General features: G+C 63.8%; 16 protein-coding genes and 1 tRNA gene. 7 read left to right on the forward strand and 10 right to left on the reverse strand.

Annotated elements, in window-relative coordinates:
- Positions 1-105 precede the first annotated feature (105 nt).
- Genes LD110_RS08195 through LD110_RS08205 form a run of 3 tightly spaced genes read left to right on the forward strand, consistent with a single transcriptional unit; the run spans position 106 to position 2,241 of the window.
- Positions 106-894, forward strand: coding sequence for a carboxylesterase (locus tag LD110_RS08195; protein ID WP_225498015.1), 789 nt, complete (start codon positions 106-108; stop codon positions 892-894).
- Positions 891-1,706, forward strand: a complete 816-nt coding sequence (locus LD110_RS08200) for a carboxylesterase (RefSeq protein WP_225498016.1) — start codon at positions 891-893, stop codon at positions 1,704-1,706. The genes LD110_RS08195 and LD110_RS08200 overlap by 4 nt, the downstream gene beginning before the upstream one ends.
- On the forward strand, positions 1,693-2,241 hold the full coding sequence (locus LD110_RS08205) for a hypothetical protein (protein WP_225498020.1): 549 nt from the start codon (positions 1,693-1,695) through the stop codon (positions 2,239-2,241). The genes LD110_RS08200 and LD110_RS08205 overlap by 14 nt, the downstream gene beginning before the upstream one ends.
- A gap of 4 nt (positions 2,242-2,245) precedes the next feature.
- On the opposite strand, the gene LD110_RS08210 is transcribed toward LD110_RS08205, so the two are convergent.
- A complete protein-coding gene (locus LD110_RS08210; RefSeq protein WP_225498022.1) occupies positions 2,246-3,340 on the reverse strand; it encodes an ROK family glucokinase in 1,095 nt (364 codons plus the stop codon).
- A 196-nt stretch (positions 3,341-3,536) separates the two neighbouring features.
- Between LD110_RS08210 and LD110_RS08215 the strand changes: the two genes are divergently transcribed.
- Entirely contained in the window at positions 3,537-5,345 is a 1,809-nt protein-coding gene (locus tag LD110_RS08215) for a long-chain fatty acid--CoA ligase (RefSeq protein WP_225498024.1), read from the forward strand.
- Positions 5,346-5,448: 103 nt separating this feature from the next.
- On the opposite strand, the gene LD110_RS08220 is transcribed toward LD110_RS08215, so the two are convergent.
- Positions 5,449-8,841 (reverse strand): pyruvate carboxylase, encoded by a 3,393-nt coding sequence (locus LD110_RS08220; RefSeq protein ID WP_225498026.1) that lies wholly within the window; start codon positions 8,839-8,841, stop codon positions 5,449-5,451.
- 291 nt (positions 8,842-9,132) lie between these two features.
- Between LD110_RS08220 and LD110_RS08225 the strand changes: the two genes are divergently transcribed.
- A complete protein-coding gene (locus LD110_RS08225; protein ID WP_225498028.1) occupies positions 9,133-9,954 on the forward strand; it encodes a ParA family protein in 822 nt (273 codons plus the stop codon).
- Positions 9,955-10,032: 78 nt separating this feature from the next.
- Here the strand turns inward: LD110_RS08225 and LD110_RS08230 are convergent, their stop codons facing one another.
- From LD110_RS08230 to gcvH, 5 genes are all read right to left on the reverse strand, one after another.
- On the reverse strand, positions 10,033-10,626 hold the full coding sequence (locus tag LD110_RS08230) for a MerR family transcriptional regulator (protein WP_225498031.1): 594 nt from the start codon (positions 10,624-10,626) through the stop codon (positions 10,033-10,035).
- Positions 10,627-10,863: 237 nt separating this feature from the next.
- Positions 10,864-11,364 (reverse strand): bifunctional nuclease family protein, encoded by a 501-nt coding sequence (locus LD110_RS08235; protein ID WP_225498033.1) that lies wholly within the window; start codon positions 11,362-11,364, stop codon positions 10,864-10,866.
- A complete protein-coding gene (locus tag LD110_RS08240; RefSeq protein WP_225498035.1) occupies positions 11,361-12,080 on the reverse strand; it encodes a MerR family transcriptional regulator in 720 nt (239 codons plus the stop codon). Before LD110_RS08240 ends, LD110_RS08235 begins: the two co-directional genes overlap by 4 nt.
- A gap of 23 nt (positions 12,081-12,103) precedes the next feature.
- Positions 12,104-12,574: an FHA domain-containing protein gene (locus LD110_RS08245; RefSeq protein WP_225498036.1), complete on the reverse strand. Its 471-nt coding sequence runs from the start codon at positions 12,572-12,574 to the stop codon at positions 12,104-12,106.
- A 137-nt stretch (positions 12,575-12,711) separates the two neighbouring features.
- Complete coding sequence (gene gcvH, locus LD110_RS08250; protein ID WP_225498038.1) at positions 12,712-13,098, reverse strand: glycine cleavage system protein GcvH; 387 nt, start codon at positions 13,096-13,098, stop codon at positions 12,712-12,714.
- 173 nt (positions 13,099-13,271) lie between these two features.
- Here gcvH and LD110_RS08255 point away from each other — a divergent pair, with 173 nt between their 5' ends.
- A complete protein-coding gene (locus tag LD110_RS08255) occupies positions 13,272-14,171 on the forward strand; it encodes a DNA-formamidopyrimidine glycosylase family protein (protein ID WP_225498039.1) in 900 nt (299 codons plus the stop codon).
- A gap of 79 nt (positions 14,172-14,250) precedes the next feature.
- Here the strand turns inward: LD110_RS08255 and LD110_RS08260 are convergent, their stop codons facing one another.
- On the reverse strand, positions 14,251-15,513 hold the full coding sequence (locus LD110_RS08260) for an MFS transporter (protein WP_225498041.1): 1,263 nt from the start codon (positions 15,511-15,513) through the stop codon (positions 14,251-14,253).
- A 208-nt stretch (positions 15,514-15,721) separates the two neighbouring features.
- Here LD110_RS08260 and LD110_RS08265 point away from each other — a divergent pair, with 208 nt between their 5' ends.
- Entirely contained in the window at positions 15,722-16,183 is a 462-nt protein-coding gene (locus tag LD110_RS08265; RefSeq protein WP_225498043.1) for a MarR family winged helix-turn-helix transcriptional regulator, read from the forward strand.
- 5 nt (positions 16,184-16,188) lie between these two features.
- Here LD110_RS08265 and LD110_RS08270 read toward each other — a convergent pair whose 3' ends face one another.
- Positions 16,189-16,896: a hypothetical protein gene (locus tag LD110_RS08270; RefSeq protein ID WP_225498045.1), complete on the reverse strand. Its 708-nt coding sequence runs from the start codon at positions 16,894-16,896 to the stop codon at positions 16,189-16,191.
- Between the two features lie 276 nt (positions 16,897-17,172).
- Positions 17,173-17,246: transfer RNA gene (locus LD110_RS08275), tRNA-Pro, on the reverse strand.
- Between the last annotated feature and the right edge of the window lie 111 nt (positions 17,247-17,357).

Genomic DNA, 17,357 nt, shown 5'->3' on the forward strand with positions numbered 1-17,357 from the left:
CCTTTGTCCGGCCGGTGGCCCGCGGCGTGCCCGGCAGTCCTCTGCGGCGTTGCACTGCAACCCTACTCTAGTGAGAATTGCCCGGAACAGTGACACGATGGACACATGACTGAAAGCAGCACCCAAGGGTCCCCTGCCGCATTCTCGTATGCCGGCCACGGGTCCAGGGCTGCTTTTGGAGTCGCGATTTGCCATGGCTTTACCGGCAGTCCCTTGAGCGTCCTGCCGTGGGCGGAGCACCTGTCCAAGCTAGGCTTCGCCGTTGAGGTTCCTCTGTTACCGGGCCATGGGACTGACTGGCGGCAACTGGCCAAAAGCGGCTGGAAGGAATGGTATGGCTGTTTCGAGCGCTCATACCTCGCACTCGCCGGGCGCACCGAATCGACGTTCGTCGCGGGCCTGTCAATGGGCGGTGCCATAGCCATGAGGCTCGCTGCACGGCATCCGGTGGCTGGCCTGGCACTCGTGAATCCCGGCCTAACCTTCTACGACCGACGGGTCCGCTTCGTCTCCATGCTCAAGTACGTGATGCCGACTACGGATCCCATTGTTGAAGATGAACCAACGGCGGAAGCAACTGACGACGGCGACTATTCGCGCACACCGCTGGCGGCTGTCCACGAACTCCGAAAACTCTTCCAGTCCACCCGCCGCTCCCTGCCCGGCATCACGGCGCCGGCCGTCATCTTCGTATCAGCAGTAGACGCCGTTGTACCGCCGAACAGCGTGGGCCTCATCAAGCGTCACATCCGCTCCCGGGAGCTGCAGATTGTCCCGCTTCCGCATAGCGGGCACGTCGCGACGCTCGATATTGACGCACCGGTCATCTTCGACCAGTCCACGGACTTTTTCCTCCGCCATGCCGCCTACCCGGTACCCTCGGAGTCATCATGAGCCCACAACCAGACCACACCCCCTTCACCAGTCCTCATACTGGCGCCGGCCCGCGGATCGGCGTCGTTCTGTCCCATGGGTTCACCGGAAGCCCACACGGCGTCCGGCCCTGGGCCGAGGCCTTGGCGGCGGAGGGCTTCGCCGTGCGCGTGCCACTTCTGCCGGGCCACGGAACCACCTGGCAGGACATGGCAACGCGACGCTGGCAGGAGTGGCACACCGCCGTCGACGACGCATACCGGGAACTGGCGGCCGAAAGTGACCTGGTCTTCGCGGCGGGCCTGTCAATGGGAGCTACCCTGGCCCTCCGTATCGCAGCCACACGGCCGGTTGCCGGAACGATCATCGTGAACCCCGGCCTCAACATCGATGATCCCCGGGTAGCCATAGTGGGCGCGCTCAAATACGTCCTCAAGACAACGCCGGGCATAGCCAACGACATCCTCAAGCCCGACCAGGACGAGGGTGCCTACGCCCGCACACCCGTCGCGGCGGCCCACGAGCTCAAGAAGCTCTACAAGGACACACTCAAGCTGTTGCCGCGTATCTCCGCGCCGGTCCGCGTGTTCCGTTCCACCACTGACCACGTCATGTCGGACGCAAGCATGGACCTGCTGCGCAAACGGCTCACCAATGCACCGTTAGAGGTGAGCCTGCTGCACAACAGCTACCACGTAGCCACACTGGACAACGACGCTCCTGAGATCTTCCGCGGCTCGGTTGACTTCATCCGCCGCATTGCGGACCAAGTGGCAGGCACAGCTGCCGGAAGCGGTGCTGCCGCGAAGGACGCCTTCAATGAACAGGCCTGACTCAAACTCAGCCGACCAGAGCGCCAACCGGGACGAAGATGCGGTGTGGCTCGACCTCGTTGCACGGTTGGAGGCCACAGACTCAAGTTCCGTTGGCTCGCCCGACGAGCCCACCTTGCCCGGCCGGGCTGTCATTCCGGAGGTTGACAGTGGATCGGCCTCCCCGCCGTCTTCCGGCGTTTCCTTCCAGGACTTCGATCCCCTGGGCCTGTCCCGCCGCCTGCCGGCAGAACCGCCCGAGCCTGAACCGAGTGGTATGGCCGAGCCCGGCCCTCGTGACTACGAGGCCGACGACGATGAGGGCTTTGTGCCCGAAGAACCTCCCAGCCTCGAGGGTGTGGAGCCGCTTGTAGTCCTCGCCTGGCTTGGCGCGGTTGGTGGACCAATCGCTTTACTGCTGTCTGCGATGTTCTGGCGCTCGGCTCCGCTGGCAGCGATCCTGGGCATCGTGGCAGCCTTCGCGGCGTCCGTCATCTTCCTGATCATGCGCCTTCCGCAGGAGAAAGACGACAACGACGACGGCGCCCGCGTCTAAGGCATCAACGTGAGGCAGCAACCCTGGAGAGGTCGGCGGCGCCAATCAGCCCGGCGCGGGGACCGAGTGCTGCCAAGGCAATAGTTGCCGGGGGTCGGAAGCCACGACCTGTGAGGTTTCTGGCGAATGCCCTGCGTGCGGGAGCCACAAGCAATTCGCCGGCGTCGCACAGTCCACCGCCAATAACGAACTTCCCCGGGTCCAGGGCCGCAGCAAGGTTCGCCAGGCCAAGGCCCAGCCATTCCCCCACGTCTTCCAGCAACTCTCGGGAGGCCGCGTCGCCCGCCCTGGCGAGTTCCGTGACGGTAATGCCTGAGATCGTGTCCGGGTTGCCGTTGGCCGCCCTCAGGAGTTCCTGTGCAACCGGGGAATTGGCCCGCGCGAGTTCCCTGGCTTCACGGCCAAGCGCATTCCCCGAGGCGTACTGTTCCCAGCAGCCACGGTTTCCGCATTCGCAGCGGTGCCCGCCGGGAACGATGATCTGGTGGCCAAACTCCCCCGCCACACCCCACCGTCCGCGTTCCACACGCCCGTCGATGACCATGGCGCCGCCGATCCCCGTTCCGAGCGTGATGCAAACCAGCCGGTCCTCACCCTGGCCCGCACCAAAGCGCCATTCCGCCCAAGCGGCCGCATCGGCGTCGTTGGCCAGCAGTACCGGGCGACGGAGCAGGCGCTCCAGGTTCTCCCGGAGGGGCTCATTACGCCAGGCGAGGTGCGGGCTGAACAGCACAGTGCCGCCGTCGAGGTCCATCCACCCGGCAGCACCGATGCCAACCGAGCCGATGGCGTGGTCTGAACTGAGCTCATCGACGAGTTCCACAATGACCTGCTCCACGGCCCGGGGGTCCGTGCCGGGGGTCAGCCGCCGGGCCTCCCGAATCACTGCCCCGGAGCGGTCCACCACGCCGGCCGCCACCTTGGTGCCGCCGATATCGATTCCGATGGCGAGCCCGGACTCCGCGCGGGCTCCGCGTCCCACCTTGCCGTGCACGGCTGCGGAGCGGATGGCCCTTGTTGACGACCCGGCCCAGGCATCCTGGCGGCGCGCGGCCACTCGGGCGGAGTGCGGGTTCCTGCGGGATCGTTCTGCGTGCATGGAATCCATCCTAGGGCGGCAATGCCGGCACCTCCGGGACCCGGGATACCGATTGGCAGTTTCGACACAAGTGGCGCCCGGGTCCCATACCACCTAAAGTTACTGGCCAGTAGGTGAAATAGGACACAGCTTGATCAGACGGCGTACTAGAGTTAGAGCAGCCCCGTTATGGTCTGTGGATATCAAAGGAGCTATCGTGCGTGAATTTGCTGTTCCGCCCCTCGTCAGTGTGGCCCCCGAAACCAACATCACGGACCTTGTGCTCCGCCAGGCAGCAAAGCCCAGCAACCCGGTTCTCTTCTCCCGGCTGAACTCCGCCGGGCAATGGCAGCATATCCGGGCTGTGGACTTCCTGGCCGATGTCAGGGACCTGGCCAAGGGGCTCATCGCGAGCGGCATTGGCCCGGGCGATCGGGTAGGCATCATGTCCAGGACACGGTACGAATGGTCGCTCGTGGATTTTGCGATCTGGTTCGCCGGCGGGGTCTCCGTGCCAATCTACGAAACGTCTTCACCGTCGCAAGTTGCCTGGAACCTCGGTGACTCCGGAGCCGTGGCTGCCTTCGGCGAGGCCGCACATCACGAGGACATCATCAGGCAGGCCGTCGCAGCCCAGGGCCTCGGCGTCCTCAACGTCTGGCAATTGGAAGGCGCGGGCCTCGAAGCCCTGCGCTCGGCAGGCAGCGGGGTCAGTGACGAGGAGCTTGAGGAACGGCGCAGCAAAGCAAAGCTCGACGACCTGGCCACCATCATCTACACCTCAGGCACTACTGGGCGCCCCAAGGGATGCGAGCTGACCCACGGCAACTTCGTCGAACTCTCGGAGAACGCACTCGCCGCCCTGGGAATGATCGTCAATGAGAACGCGCGCACCATTATGTTCCTTCCGTTGGCCCACGTCTTTGCACGGTTCATTTCGGTGCTTGCCGTAGCAGCGGGGACTCAGGTGGCCCACACTCCGGACATCAAGAACCTGCTTTCAGACCTGCAAAGCTTCCAGCCAACCTTCATCCTTGCGGTGCCGCGTGTGTTCGAAAAGGTCTATAATTCGGCCCTGACCAAAGCGGAGGACGGCGGAAAGGGCCCCATCTTCCACAGGGCGGTGGACACCGCCATTGCCTACTCCAAGGCGCGGCAGGCTGGTTCGGTGGGACTGGGCCTGAGGCTTCGGCATGCGCTGTTCGACCGCCTTGTCTACGGCAAGCTGCGCCACGCCATGGGTGGCCATGTGGCACACGCGGTGTCCGGCGGCGGTCCGCTAGGCGAGCGACTCGGCCACTTCTTCCAAGGCATCGGCCTGCAGATCCTGGAAGGCTACGGCCTCACGGAAACAACGGCGCCCGTGTCGGTTAACACGCCGTCGCTCATCAAGATCGGCACGGTCGGCTCGCCACTCCCCGGCAACGCGGTAAGAATCGCCGATGACGGCGAGGTACTGGTCAAGGGCGTCTGCGTTATGCGCGGCTACTACAAGCGCGATGACCTCGCCGCCGAAACGTTCGACGACGGCTGGTTCCGGACGGGTGACATCGGTGAACTGGATTCGCAGGGCTTCCTCAAGATCACCGGGCGCAAGAAAGAAATCATCGTCACCGCTGGCGGCAAGAACGTGGTCCCCGCGCAGCTTGAGGACCAGATCCGGGCAGACGCTTTGGTCTCTCAAGTGCTGGTGGTTGGTGATAACCGACCGTTCGTCGGGGCGCTGGTGACCTTGGACCAGGAGGCGCTGCCGGGTTGGCTGGAGCGGCATGGCCTTCCGTCCGGCACCACGCTGGAGGATGCCAAGAACAACGCGACCGTCAAGGCAGCAGTCCAGGAGCTCATCACCAAGGCCAACCAGTCGGTCTCCCAGGCCGAGGCCATCAAGGCATTCCGGATTGTGCCATCCGACTTCACGGAGGCGTCGGGCCATCTGACCCCTTCCATGAAGGTCAAACGGGCACAGGTTATGAAGGACTTCGAGAACGTCATCGAGGAGATGTACGCCGCTCCGAAGCCTTCCTAGGCCTCTCCAGGAGCGGCGGACTTCCAAGCGATTCGCATGATGGCAAGGCAGCGGGCCCCGGGCGTTACGCCCGGGGCCCGCTGCCTTGTGCTGGGTTGTGAAGTTACTCGACGACGATCAGCAGGTCGCCACCCTGGACCTGCTCGACGGCGGAGATCGCCAGGCGCGTCACGGTACCGGCCACCGGGGTGGTGATGGAAGCTTCCATCTTCATGGCTTCGATGGTTGCCACCGTGTCACCTGCGTTGACCTTGTCGCCGGCCTTGACGGTCACAGTAACAGCGCCGGCAAACGGAGCTGCCACATGGCCGGGCTGGCCGGGGTCAGCCTTCTCTGCGGTCTTGACGTTGCTGACCACTGAACGGTCGCGGACCACAACAGGGCGTGACTGGCCGTTGAGCGTGCACATGACCGTGCGCATGCCCTTCTCGTCAGGCTCGGAGATAGCCTCGAGGGACGCGATGAGCCGAACACCCTTCTCCAGGGTGAACACATGCTCCTGTCCGCGCTGGAAACCGTAGAGGTAGTCACGGGTGTCCAAGACGGACAGGTTGCCGTACGTCTCCACGCTCTTCTGGTAGTCCTTCGTCGGACCAGGGAAGAGCAGGCGGTTGAGGGTGTGGCGCCGGGTCTTGGAGTCGCCCGTGAGCGCTGTGGAATCCTCGGCCGACAGTTCTGCGTCGCGGACCTTGATGCTCCGGCCCTGAAGGGCTTTGCTTCGGAACGGCTCGGGCCAGCCTCCGGGCGGGTCACCGAGTTCGCCGGACAGGAATCCGATGACCGAGTCCGGGATGTCGTAGTTCTGCGGGTTCTCGTTGAAGTCCGCCGGGTCGGCGTTGAGGCCCACGAGGTGCAGGGCAAGGTCACCGACCACCTTGGACGACGGCGTCACCTTCACAAGGCGACCCAGGATCCGGTCCGCAGCGGTGTACATGTCCTCGATGGCTTCAAAGCGTTCGCCCAGGCCCAGCGCGATGGCCTGCTGACGCAGGTTGGACAGCTGGCCGCCGGGGATCTCGTGCTGGTAGACGCGGCCTGTCGGACCCGGGAGACCCGACTCAAACGGTGCGTAGACGCGTCGCACGGCCTCCCAGTACGGCTCAAGGGCGCTGACATTGGCCAGGCTCAGGCCGGTGTCCCGCGGTGTGTGGGCCAGGGCCGCCACGAGCGCGGACGCTGCGGGCTGGCTAGTGGTGCCGGCCAGCGAGGCGGAGGCGACGTCAACGGCGTCGACCCCTGCTTCCACGGCGGCAAGCAGCGTAGCCAGCTGCCCACCGGCAGTGTCGTGGGTGTGCAGGTGGACGGGGAGGTCGAAGCGCTCACGCAGCGCGGACACAAGCTTGGCGGCAGCTGCAGGCCGCAGCAGGCCGGCCATGTCCTTGATGGCCAGGATGTGGGCCCCGGCGTCGACGATCTTCTGGGCCAAGTCCAGGTAGTAGTCAAGCGTGTACAGCGTCTCGTTCGGGTCGAGAAGGTCGCCGGTGTAGCACAGGGCCACCTCTGCCACCGCGGTGCCGGTCGCCCGGACGGCGCGGATGGCCGGAGCCATCTGGTTGACGTCGTTGAGCGCATCGAAGATGCGGAAGATGTCAATCCCCGTGGCTGCGGCCTCATTGATGAAGGCCTCGGTGACTTCCTCCGGGTAGGGCGTGTAGCCCACCGTGTTGCGTCCGCGGAGCAGCATCTGGATACAGATGTTCGGCATGGCCTTGCGAAGGGCAGCCAGGCGGTCCCACGGGTCTTCGCCAAGGAAGCGCAGGGCCACGTCGTAGGTGGCACCACCCCACGCCTCGACTGAGAGCAGTTGCGGAAGCAGGGTGGAGACAGGGGGTGCGGCGGCCACGAGGTCCCGGGTGCGGACGCGGGTGGCGAGCAGCGACTGGTGGGCGTCGCGGAAAGTCGTATCCGTCACTGCGAGGGCGTTCTGGTCCCGCAGGGCCTTCGCGAAGCCTTCCGGGCCAAGTTCCAGGAGACGCTGCCGGGATCCGGCCGGAGCCGTACCGGTCACCTTGGGCAGTTTCGACGCCGGGTCTGACGCGACTTTGAGGTCGCCGTTGGGCTTGTTCACCGTGACGTCGGCAAGCCAAGTGAGGAGCTTGGTGCCACGGTCGGCAGAAACCCTGGCCTTGAGCAGTTCGGGCCGCTCATCGATGAATGAGGTGGCGACGTTTCCGGCCACGAAGTCCTTGTCGTCGAGGACTGCCTGCAGGAACGGGATGTTGGTGGAGACACCGCGGATACGGAATTCCGCGAGTGCGCGGCGCGCACGGGCGACTGCTGCGGGGTAGTCCCGGCCGCGACAGGTTAGCTTGACCAGCATGGAGTCGAAGTGGGGGCTGATCTCCGCACCCGAGTACACCGTACCGCCGTCGAGCCGGACGCCCGCGCCGCCGGCGGAGCGGTAGCCGGTGATCTTTCCGACGTCGGGCCGGAAGCCGTTGGCGGGGTCTTCGGTGGTAATGCGGCACTGCAGGGCAGCACCCTTGATGGAGATGCTCTCCTGGCTCAGGCCAAGGTCAGCCAGGGTCTCCCCTGACGCGATGCGCATCTGTGCTTGGACCAGGTCAACATCCGTGATTTCCTCCGTCACGGTGTGCTCCACCTGGATGCGGGGGTTCATCTCGATGAACACGTGCTGGCCGGCGCGCTCACCCGCAGTGTCGACGAGGAATTCGACGGTGCCGGCGTTGACGTACTTGAGGGCCTTCGCGAACGCCACGGCGTCGCGGTACAGAGCCTGGCGGATCGAATCATCCAGCTGGGGAGCCGGCGCGATCTCGATGACTTTCTGGTGGCGGCGCTGCAGCGAGCAGTCGCGCTCAAACAGGTGGATGACATTGCCCTCGGCGTCGGCCAAGATCTGGACCTCGATGTGTCGCGGCCGGAGTACGGCCTGCTCCAGGAACATCGTCGGGTCGCCGAAGGCGGCGTCAGCTTCGCGCATGGCGGACTTGAGCGCCTCCGGAAGAGCTTCCCGGGTTTCCACCCGCCGCATTCCGCGGCCGCCGCCACCGGCAACCGCCTTCGCAAAAATGGGGAAGCCAATTCCATCCGCCGCTGCAATCAGCTCGTCCAGATCCTTGGACGGTGCGCTGGACTTCAGGACTGGGACACCGGCACGGCGCGCGGCCTCCAGCGCGGAAACCTTGTTTCCGGCCAGGGTCAGCACCTCTGCGGGTGGCCCAACGAACGTAATGCCCGCTTCCTTGGCGGCCTGGGCGAGGTCCGGGTTCTCGGACAGGAATCCGTAACCCGGGTAGATCGCGTCCGCTCCGGCCTCCTTGGCGACGCGGATAATCTCATCCACATCCAGGTAGGCACGGACGGGGTGGCCCTCTTCGCCGATCAGGTACGCCTCATCGGCTTTCTGGCGGTGGATCGAGTTGCGGTCCTCATGAGGGAACACCGCAACGGTCTTAGCGCCCAGCTCGTAGCCGGCGCGGAAGGCCCGGATCGCGATTTCACCGCGGTTGGCCACCAGAATCTTGGAAAACATACTTCTCCTGCATCATTGCGGGTGTATCGGTAGGTGGTCACAGTGTGTAAGACAGCTAGCATCAAACACAAATCTTTGTGGCAACCATCACAGCACAGGGCGTCATGTCCAGTGTACGTGGCAACATTCAGGGCGCGCCTGCCCGGACATGGGCATAGCAGCCGCGCCGGAACGGGCTTTGAACCCCGACTCACATATGATGTTGAGGGGTCTCGGAAGGCACCGCATTCCGGCGGCGGCTGGAATGAAAACCGCATCACGGCAACCGGGCGTTAGGTTTTGGGTTATCAAGTGCAAGTAGTCAGCATCAGCAGCCTTAAAGGCGGCGTCGGCAAGACATCCGTAACCACAGGCCTGGCTTCGGCGGCCCTTGCAGCAGGTATTCCGACCCTTGTCGTCGATTTGGATCCACATGCCGATGCCACTACCGCCCTAGGAGTACAGCCGGGCGATCACCTCGACATCGGACGCATGCTCCGGTCTCCCCGCCGTGCACGCCTGGCAGAGAACGTTGTCCCAAGCGGCTGGGTTGAGCGGGTAACCGGCAATGGCCACGGACCTGCAGTCCTCGATGTAGCCGCCGGTTCCGCGTTCACCGGCATCTATGACCGCCCGGACCTTGGCAAGCGGGACCTGCGCCGTCTTGCAGGCGTCCTTGCCGGCACAGACCACTATGACCTTGTGCTGGTCGACTGCCCGCCGTCGTTGAATGGACTCACCCGCATGGCGTGGGGCGCCAGCGACAGCGTGGTGCTAGTTGCCGAGCCCGGCCTGTTCTCCGTGGCAGGAACAGAACGCACTCTCCGCGCTATCCAGCTCTTCCGCCAGGAATTCGCTCCTAACCTTTCACCCGCCGGCATCGTCGCGAATCGCGTCCGCAGCGGATCAGCCGAACACACATTCCGCCTCTCTGAAATGCAGACGATGTTCGGCGAGCTGCTCTTGAGCCCCCACATCCCCGAACAAGCGAACTGGCAACAGATTCAGGGTGCCGCCCACGCCGTCCACCACTGGCCGGGCGATTCCGCGAAGAATGCTGCCCGATTGTTCGATACCCTCCTGAATAACCTCACGGGGCCGTCAACGGCAATGCGCGAACGGCGTATTCGCTAGGCACGCCCATCACGCAGGAAGGCCGCCTCCCATGGGAGGCGGCCTTCCTGCGTGTCTAGGTTATTCAGTACGTCGGGGCTATCCAGTACGGCGGGCGCGGCGCTTGCTCAGTTCGTCGTCGGGAAAGACCTGTTCGGCGGCGTGCTCGCTGGGAAGCTCCGCGAGGCTGCCTTCCACTTCGCGCCAAACCCGTCCAACGGCGATACCGAAAACGCCCTGGCCGCCCTGCACAAGGTCGATGACCTCGTCCGCCGACGTGCATTCATAGACGCTCGCCCCATCGCTCATGAGGGTGATCTGGGCCAGGTCCTCTACCCCGCGTTCACGGAGGTGTTCCACTGCCGTGCGGATCTGCTGCAGGGAAACGCCAGTGTCAAGAAGGCGCTTCACGACCTTCAGGACCAGGATGTCGCGGAAGCTGTACAGGCGCTGGGAGCCTGAACCTGCGGCGCCCCGGACTGCGGGCTCAACCAGCCCTGTGCGGGCCCAGTAATCCAATTGGCGGTACGTGATGCCTGCCGCTTTGCATGCCGTGGGACCGCGATACCCGGCATCTTCATCCAAAACGGGGAGGTCCTCCGTAAAGAGAAGGCCCTGGGCACCGCTTGCGGGCATTGCAACGCCTGCTGTCGAGGCCTGCTTTAGCTCGCCTGCTTCGCCTTTCGGACTCACGTGAACCCTCCTTGTCAGAAGTTCCCCTGGGGAACTGCAGGCACCAGCCCACACGACAAAATCCAGTCGTGTAATTTCAGCGGCGTCCGCACCTTCCAGTGTGACTTGCGCGGCTGTTGCGTGCAATGGGAACTTGATACCTTCGACGTTAGGCGCGGCAGGCCCCGAGGTCAAAGATGTGCGGACGATTTTCGCGGCGTGTCGAAACATTCAGCCTGAGGTTTAACCTTTGGGGCTTCAGCCTTCGAAGTCTTCGGGCTCCACGTCGTCCAGGAATTCACGGAAGCGGCGCATTTCCCGCTCTTCGTCCACAACGGGAGGCTCGGCTTCCTCGCTCTCGTCATGCTCGGTGATGCGAACGCCAGCCTCCTCCATCACCGCGTCCGCGCACCAGATCCGGCATTTCGCCCGCAGTGCCAAGGCAAGCGCATCCGAAGCCCGTGAACTGACTACCGTGCCGTCGTCGAACTGGAGCTGGCCGTAGAAAATGTTGTCCTCAACGGCCACGATGTTGACGCTGATAATGGCGTGGCCGAGGGCTTCCACGACGTCTATGAGGAGGTCGTGCGTCATGGGGCGCGGTGGAACAACGCCCTGCTGGGCCAGCGCAATGGCGCTGGCCTCCGGCGTGCCGATCCAGATGGGCACGTGGCGGTCACCGTGCATTTCCTTGAGGAGAACGAGCGGCTGGTTGGAGGGAAGCTCAATCCGCACTCCGACGATCTCTACTTCAATCACGAGGATTCCATCCGGGAGATACGGTCTTGGACAAGGGCCCGATGCAGGCTAAGGCACAGGTCGCTGATTTCCCGAGCGGCTTCAGCAGCCCGGGCCTGGGAGGCAGCATCCCGACGGGAAGTCAGGGGTGCCACCGCGCGTTCAACCAGTCCGAATTCCCTGTCGGCCGCCGCCTGGAATGGCCGGAGGTGGCGCGGTTCGAGGCCGTGGCCTTCGAGCTGCACACACGCGCGTGCCACTTGGAGGGCGTGCTCATCGAATTGGCCGTTTACGTGGCTGATGAGGCCAAAGTCAAGCAATGACCGTAGCAAAGGAACGCTGGCACCGGATTCCGTCCGGAGCTGCTCCTCGGTCAACGCCCGCGCCCGCCCCTTGAGCTCGGCAGCGAGCTCGTCGGAAACAATTCGCGGTGAGACGGTCACGCCGGGCGGCAAGTTATCCGGCCTCTCGCCCCGGTCGATGGCGTCAAGGTAGTCCTTGATGACCTTGAGAGGCAGGTACTGGTCGCGTTGCAGGGCCAGGACAAAGCGGAGCCGTTCAACGTCGCTGTCCGAGTACTGGCGGTAGCCCGCGGGCGTGCGCTTGGGGTTGATGAGCCCCTTTTCTTCGAGGAAGCGTATTTTTGACGCAGTCATCGTAGGGAAATCATCGCTCAGCTGCGCGAGGACTTCCCCGATGTTGAGGACCAGCGGTCCGCGTCGTTCAGGCTGGGCCATTGCCACAGGCAACTACCCCGATATCAGCCCTGACCCGTGGAGCGGGCGGGGCTCAGGTAGTAGGTCAACCGGAACTTGCCGATCTGCACTTCATTGCCGCTCTTGAGCTGCACGCTGTCCACCCGGTCCTGATTGACATATGTGCCGTTGAGGCTTCCGGTGTCCACTATCTCGAAACCGGCACGGGTGCGGCGGAACTCCACGTGCTTGCGGGAAACGGTGACGTCGTCCAGGAAAATGTCAGCATCAGGGTGCCGGCCGGCCGTGGTGGTGTCCGAGTCGAGCAGGAACCGTGCGCCGGCGTTGGGGCCGCTGTGCGCGATCAGCAAGGCAGATCCCGGTGGCAGTGCCTCAACGGCAGCGCGCTCCTCCGGCGCCAACTTCGGGGGAATGCTGGGTTCGTCGCGGATCGGCGTGAGATGGATCGAGGTTGTCTCCGACGCCGGCTGTTCAACCGCGCCCTGCCCGCCGGCTTGGTTCAATTCGCCACCCATGGAATCCTCCTCATCCCCCGCGGCTGTCCCCTGCCGCGGTTCCACTACGCCCGGATCGCCCGGGCCGCACACCTGTTCCTGGCCCGCCGATCCCGTCCTCGTTAAAAGGAAGTCAGGCCCGGCGGGCCGGTTATGTTTTAGCCTACCTGCTGTTCGTACTCGGATGCACTGAGCAGGGATTCAATGGCGTCGGCCTCTGCCAACCGGACCTCGATGAGCCATCCGTCACCGTACGGGTCAGAGTTGATGAGGGACGGGTCCGTGTCCAACGCCTCGTTGCGGGCCACAACTTCGCCGCTGACGGGAGCGTAAATGTCGCTGACGCTCTTGGTGGACTCGACCTCGCCAACCACGTCGTTGCCCTTGATGGTGGTTCCGACTTCAGGCATCTGCGCGTACACGACGTCGCCGAGGGCGTCCTGGGCAAAGTCGGTGATGCCCACCCGGACCACACCGTCGGAGTTTGGGGCTGTCACCCATTCGTGCTCGGCAGTGTAGGACAGGTCTTCGGGAATGTTGCTCATCGTTCGCCTTTCAACGGTACGGTCCGGGACCACTCGGCGGCCCGGTCATCCGGCCACCGCTGAAAGTATAGGCATACTCACCCATCGCCACACGGTGTCTGGAATGATGGGGCCTATGTACGGCCGGAAGGGCGCCGAGCCTCGGCCGCTGAAGCAGCCGAAGGAGTCCGGCCATGCCTGAAATGCCTGAAGTTTCCGCTCTCGCCTCCTTCCTGGCCGAGCGTCTGGCAGGTGCGGAGGTCACCAAACTGCAGTTCGGCGGATTCTTCGTCTTGAAAACCGCTGACCCTCCCTACACTTCGTTGATTGGACGTGTGGTGGAATCCGTGTGGCGCCGGGGAAAGTTCATCATCATCACCACGGCCCCTGGTACGGCTGGGCAAGCGGACGGCAACGAGCGAATCCATTTACTGTTCCATCTGGCCAAGGGTGGCTGGGTGCAATTCCACGACACGCTCCCCCAAACCAAGCTCAAGGCCAGCAAAGTATTCATAGAGGCAAGATTTGGTTTCAGAAAGGACAACGGCGAATTCGGATTCGACATCACGGAAATGGGATCCTTCAAGCGGGTGGCAGTTTATGTGGTCCGTGAACTTTCAGAAGTCGCCGCGGTTGCGTCCCTGGGGCCAGAGCCCCTCGAGGAAGAATTCGACATCACGGCTTTCCGCCAACTCCTGGGCCGTCGGCAACAAATCAAGGGGCTTTTGCGCGACCAGAAAATCATCGCGGGCATAGGAAATGCGTATAGCGATGAAATCCTGCACAAAGCCAAGCTTTCGCCTTACGCCTTGGCCGCCACCCTTACGCCGGACGAGGTGAACACGCTGTTTGCCTCCATGAAGGGAATACTGCAAGACGCCATGGACGAGGCCGCCGGGAAACCACCCTCGGAGCTGAAGGACTCCAAGCGGGCTTCAATGCGGGTTCACGGGCGGACGGGACAGGCCTGCCCGGTCTGCGGTGACACTGTCCTTGAAGTGTCCTTCTCCGAGAGCTCGATGCAGTACTGTCCCACTTGCCAAACCGGTGGGAAGCCCCTGGCTGACAGGCGGACGTCCAAGTTCCTGAAATAGTTCCTTCCGGCCAGAAAGCAACGACGCCGACCCACACCATCCGCCCGACCCGCACCATCCGCCCATCCCGCGCCGACTGCTAGCCGGCTGCGGCGTCCACAGCCCGGCGGTCGCCGTCGGACACTGAAGCGGCGGCTGAACGTTCGGCGCCCTGCCGCCCTTCGGCGTCGTAGTTCACTTCGCGGGGCTCCGTCTTCGCGGCCATCCGCGCGGCGGCCCGCGCCGCGGCCATAACTGCCACGGCTGCTGCGGTGATGGCTGCGCCCGCCCAGATCGGCGATGTGTAGCCCAAACCGGCACTGATGGTGGCACCCCCGATCCAGGCACCCAGCGCGTTGCCCAGGTTGAAGGCACCGATGTTTGCGCCTGAGGCCAGGGTCGGCGCAGAAGCTGCGTACTTCATGACGCGCATCTGCAGTCCGGGGACCGTCGCGAAGCCAAACCCACCCATAAGGATCAGGGAAGCGACAGTAGCCACGGCGTTGTCCGCGGTCATGGCGAAGAACACAAGTACAACGGCGAGCGCGGCCAGGATGGCCAGCAGGGAGGCGTCGAGGGAGCGGTCTGCGGCGCGGCCGCCAACCGCATTACCGATGAAGAGCCCGGCGCCGAACAACACCAACAGCCACGGGACCGTACTGGAGGCAAAACCGGCAACTTCGGTCAGAGTGAAGGCGATGTAGGTGAAGGCGCCGAACATTCCGCCAAATCCGAGGATAGTTACAACGATTGAAAGCCACACCTGGCCTGAGCGGAAGGCGGCGAATTCGCGACGCAAACTGGCACCTGGCTCGGCCGGCGAAGACGGGATAAGGATCGCGATGCCGGCGAGGGCCGCAACTCCAATAGCTGTGATGGCCCAGAAGGTGGACCGCCAGCCGAGGCTCTGGCCCAGGAAAGTACCGAACGGGACGCCCAGGACATTGGCTGCGGTAAGGCCGGTGAACATGATCGCGATTGCGCCGGCCTTCTTGTGCGCGGGCACCATGGAGGACGCGACGACGGAACCGATGCCGAAGAACGCACCGTGGCAGAGTGCTGCGATGATGCGGCCCGCAAGCATGGCTAGGTAGCCGTCGGCAATCGCGGAGAGGAAGTTGCCTGCGATGAACAGCACCAGCAGGGCCAGGAGAACAACTTTACGGGGCAGGCGCGTTACCGCCGCGGTGACAAGGACGGCTCCGACCACAACGCTCAGTGCATAGCCAGAGATGAGCCAGCCAGCGGTCGCTTCAGAGACGGCAAAATCCGAAGCAATTTCGGGAAGGAGTCCCATAATGACGAATTCGGTCAGTCCGATGCCGAAGCCGCCTAGGGCAAGGGCAATCAACCCAGCGGGCATGGTGTGCTCCTCAGTGAAGGGAAATCGGCCCCGAGTGGATGGGCGTCGCTGGGAACCGTAGAATAATAGTTGCAGACGCCGTATATATAGTTGCATGCGCTAGATAATTGCGCAAGCAACTATCTGTCATGTTTTGAAAGACGGGCGCGGTGCATGCGCCCGAAAGCGCTGAGGCCGACAAATCAGCCGATGATCAAGGAGCAATGGGATGGGCATCAAAGATGACGCCGTGGAAGTACGCGCCCAAGGCTGGCGGACGCTGGCAGCCCTACATGGACGCATCGAGGCGGAGTTGGAGAAGGCGCTTCAGGCCGAGGTCAACCTGTCAGTGGTCGAATACACAGTGCTTGAGGCGCTGAGCCGCCAGGACGGCTGGCACATGAGGATGCAGCAGCTCGCCCGGGCAACCGCCCTCTCAAGCAGTGCCACCACGCGCCTGGTCAACCGCCTTGAGGACCGGGCGCTCTTGCGGCGCGTGCTCTGCGCGGACGACCGCCGCGGAATCTACACGGAACTGACCGACGCCGGAGACAAACTCTTCCGGACCGCACGCCCCGTACATGACGAGACGCTCGCCGCGTCCCTCGCGGATGCGGAGGAAGTGCCCGAACTGGAACCGCTGGTTCGTGCACTTGCGGCGCTGTCTGCGGAAGCATCCAATGCTGGCTGACGGGCTTATTTGGGGCTGACCGGCTCCACGGAGGCCACGGCGTACGGCTTGGTGGCTGACCTGCGAAGCGGCGGACGCAGCCGCATTTGGTACGGGACATCCATAAACGTGGCGCGGGGATCCATTTGAACCACCAGCAGCGGCTCAGCCTTTGTGGCATCCAGGCGCACCACCATGCCGTCCCGTCGCCCGTCCACTGACAGCGGAGTGGAGGGCTCTATGGCGGTCTCCTTCAGCCTTTCGCGATGCTCCGGGCCTGCCGCGAGGAACAGGATGCCGTGGGACAGGCCCACGACTTTCAGGGGGATTAGGTCTTCGTCCGGTGGCGTCGGCTCTTGAGTTTCAATGACCTGGTTTGTCCCTGCCCCAGGACGCCCTGTGGCAGAGAGCGGAGGCTTCGCGGGCACGGGTGGGCGATCACACTCCTTGCACCGGGCCCTGCCTCCGACATCGGATAGCCAGGTCACCAGCAGGCCACGGGGCGAGTGCTCCCACTTTTCCGCGACGACTTTGCACCAGACAGTGTGGTACTTCGTGCCGTACTTCATCACATAGACCTGCTCGTTCCCCAGAAGGGGTGCCCCGTCCCCACGACGCGCAGCGGGTTCTACCGGCTTAAGTTCGCCCAGGTTATTGGCTTCGGTTTGGGTGGGTCGGATGGCGTTGAGATATTTGCTGACCAATGGATTGGCTTGGCGCTTTGGTCTTGGCACGGAACTGCGGGGCCTTTCTGTGCGGCTGGGGTGCGCTCGCACGCGCCCCGGATGAACCCCCCGTAGTTAACTTGCTGGTTTTTCGTGGATGTTGCCAGTCGGACAGACCAATTACTACAACGAGAACGGACGGACCACATACCGTCCCGCGTCTTGGACTCTAGGATACTCGTCTCCCGCGCGGGAGATGCGGCCACGCTTTCTGCTCTGCGGGGTGCGTTTGGCCGGAAACGACAAAGTCCTGGTGAGACTACCGTCTCACCAGGACCTGTTCTGTCGGGCTGACAGGATTTGAACCTGCGACCCCTTGACCCCCAGTCAAGTGCGCTACCAAGCTGCGCTACAGCCCGTCAGTTCTGCCGTTCTCCGCCCGCGGGTAAACCCTCGGATCTCCCCCAAGCAGTCCGGCCGAACCACCTCAAAAAGCTTACACGATGTTCGGCGCCATCAATGCCACAAGC

Source organism: Arthrobacter sp. M4 (genome assembly GCF_020251205.1).
In the GTDB taxonomy this organism is placed as follows: domain Bacteria; phylum Actinomycetota; class Actinomycetes; order Actinomycetales; family Micrococcaceae; genus Arthrobacter.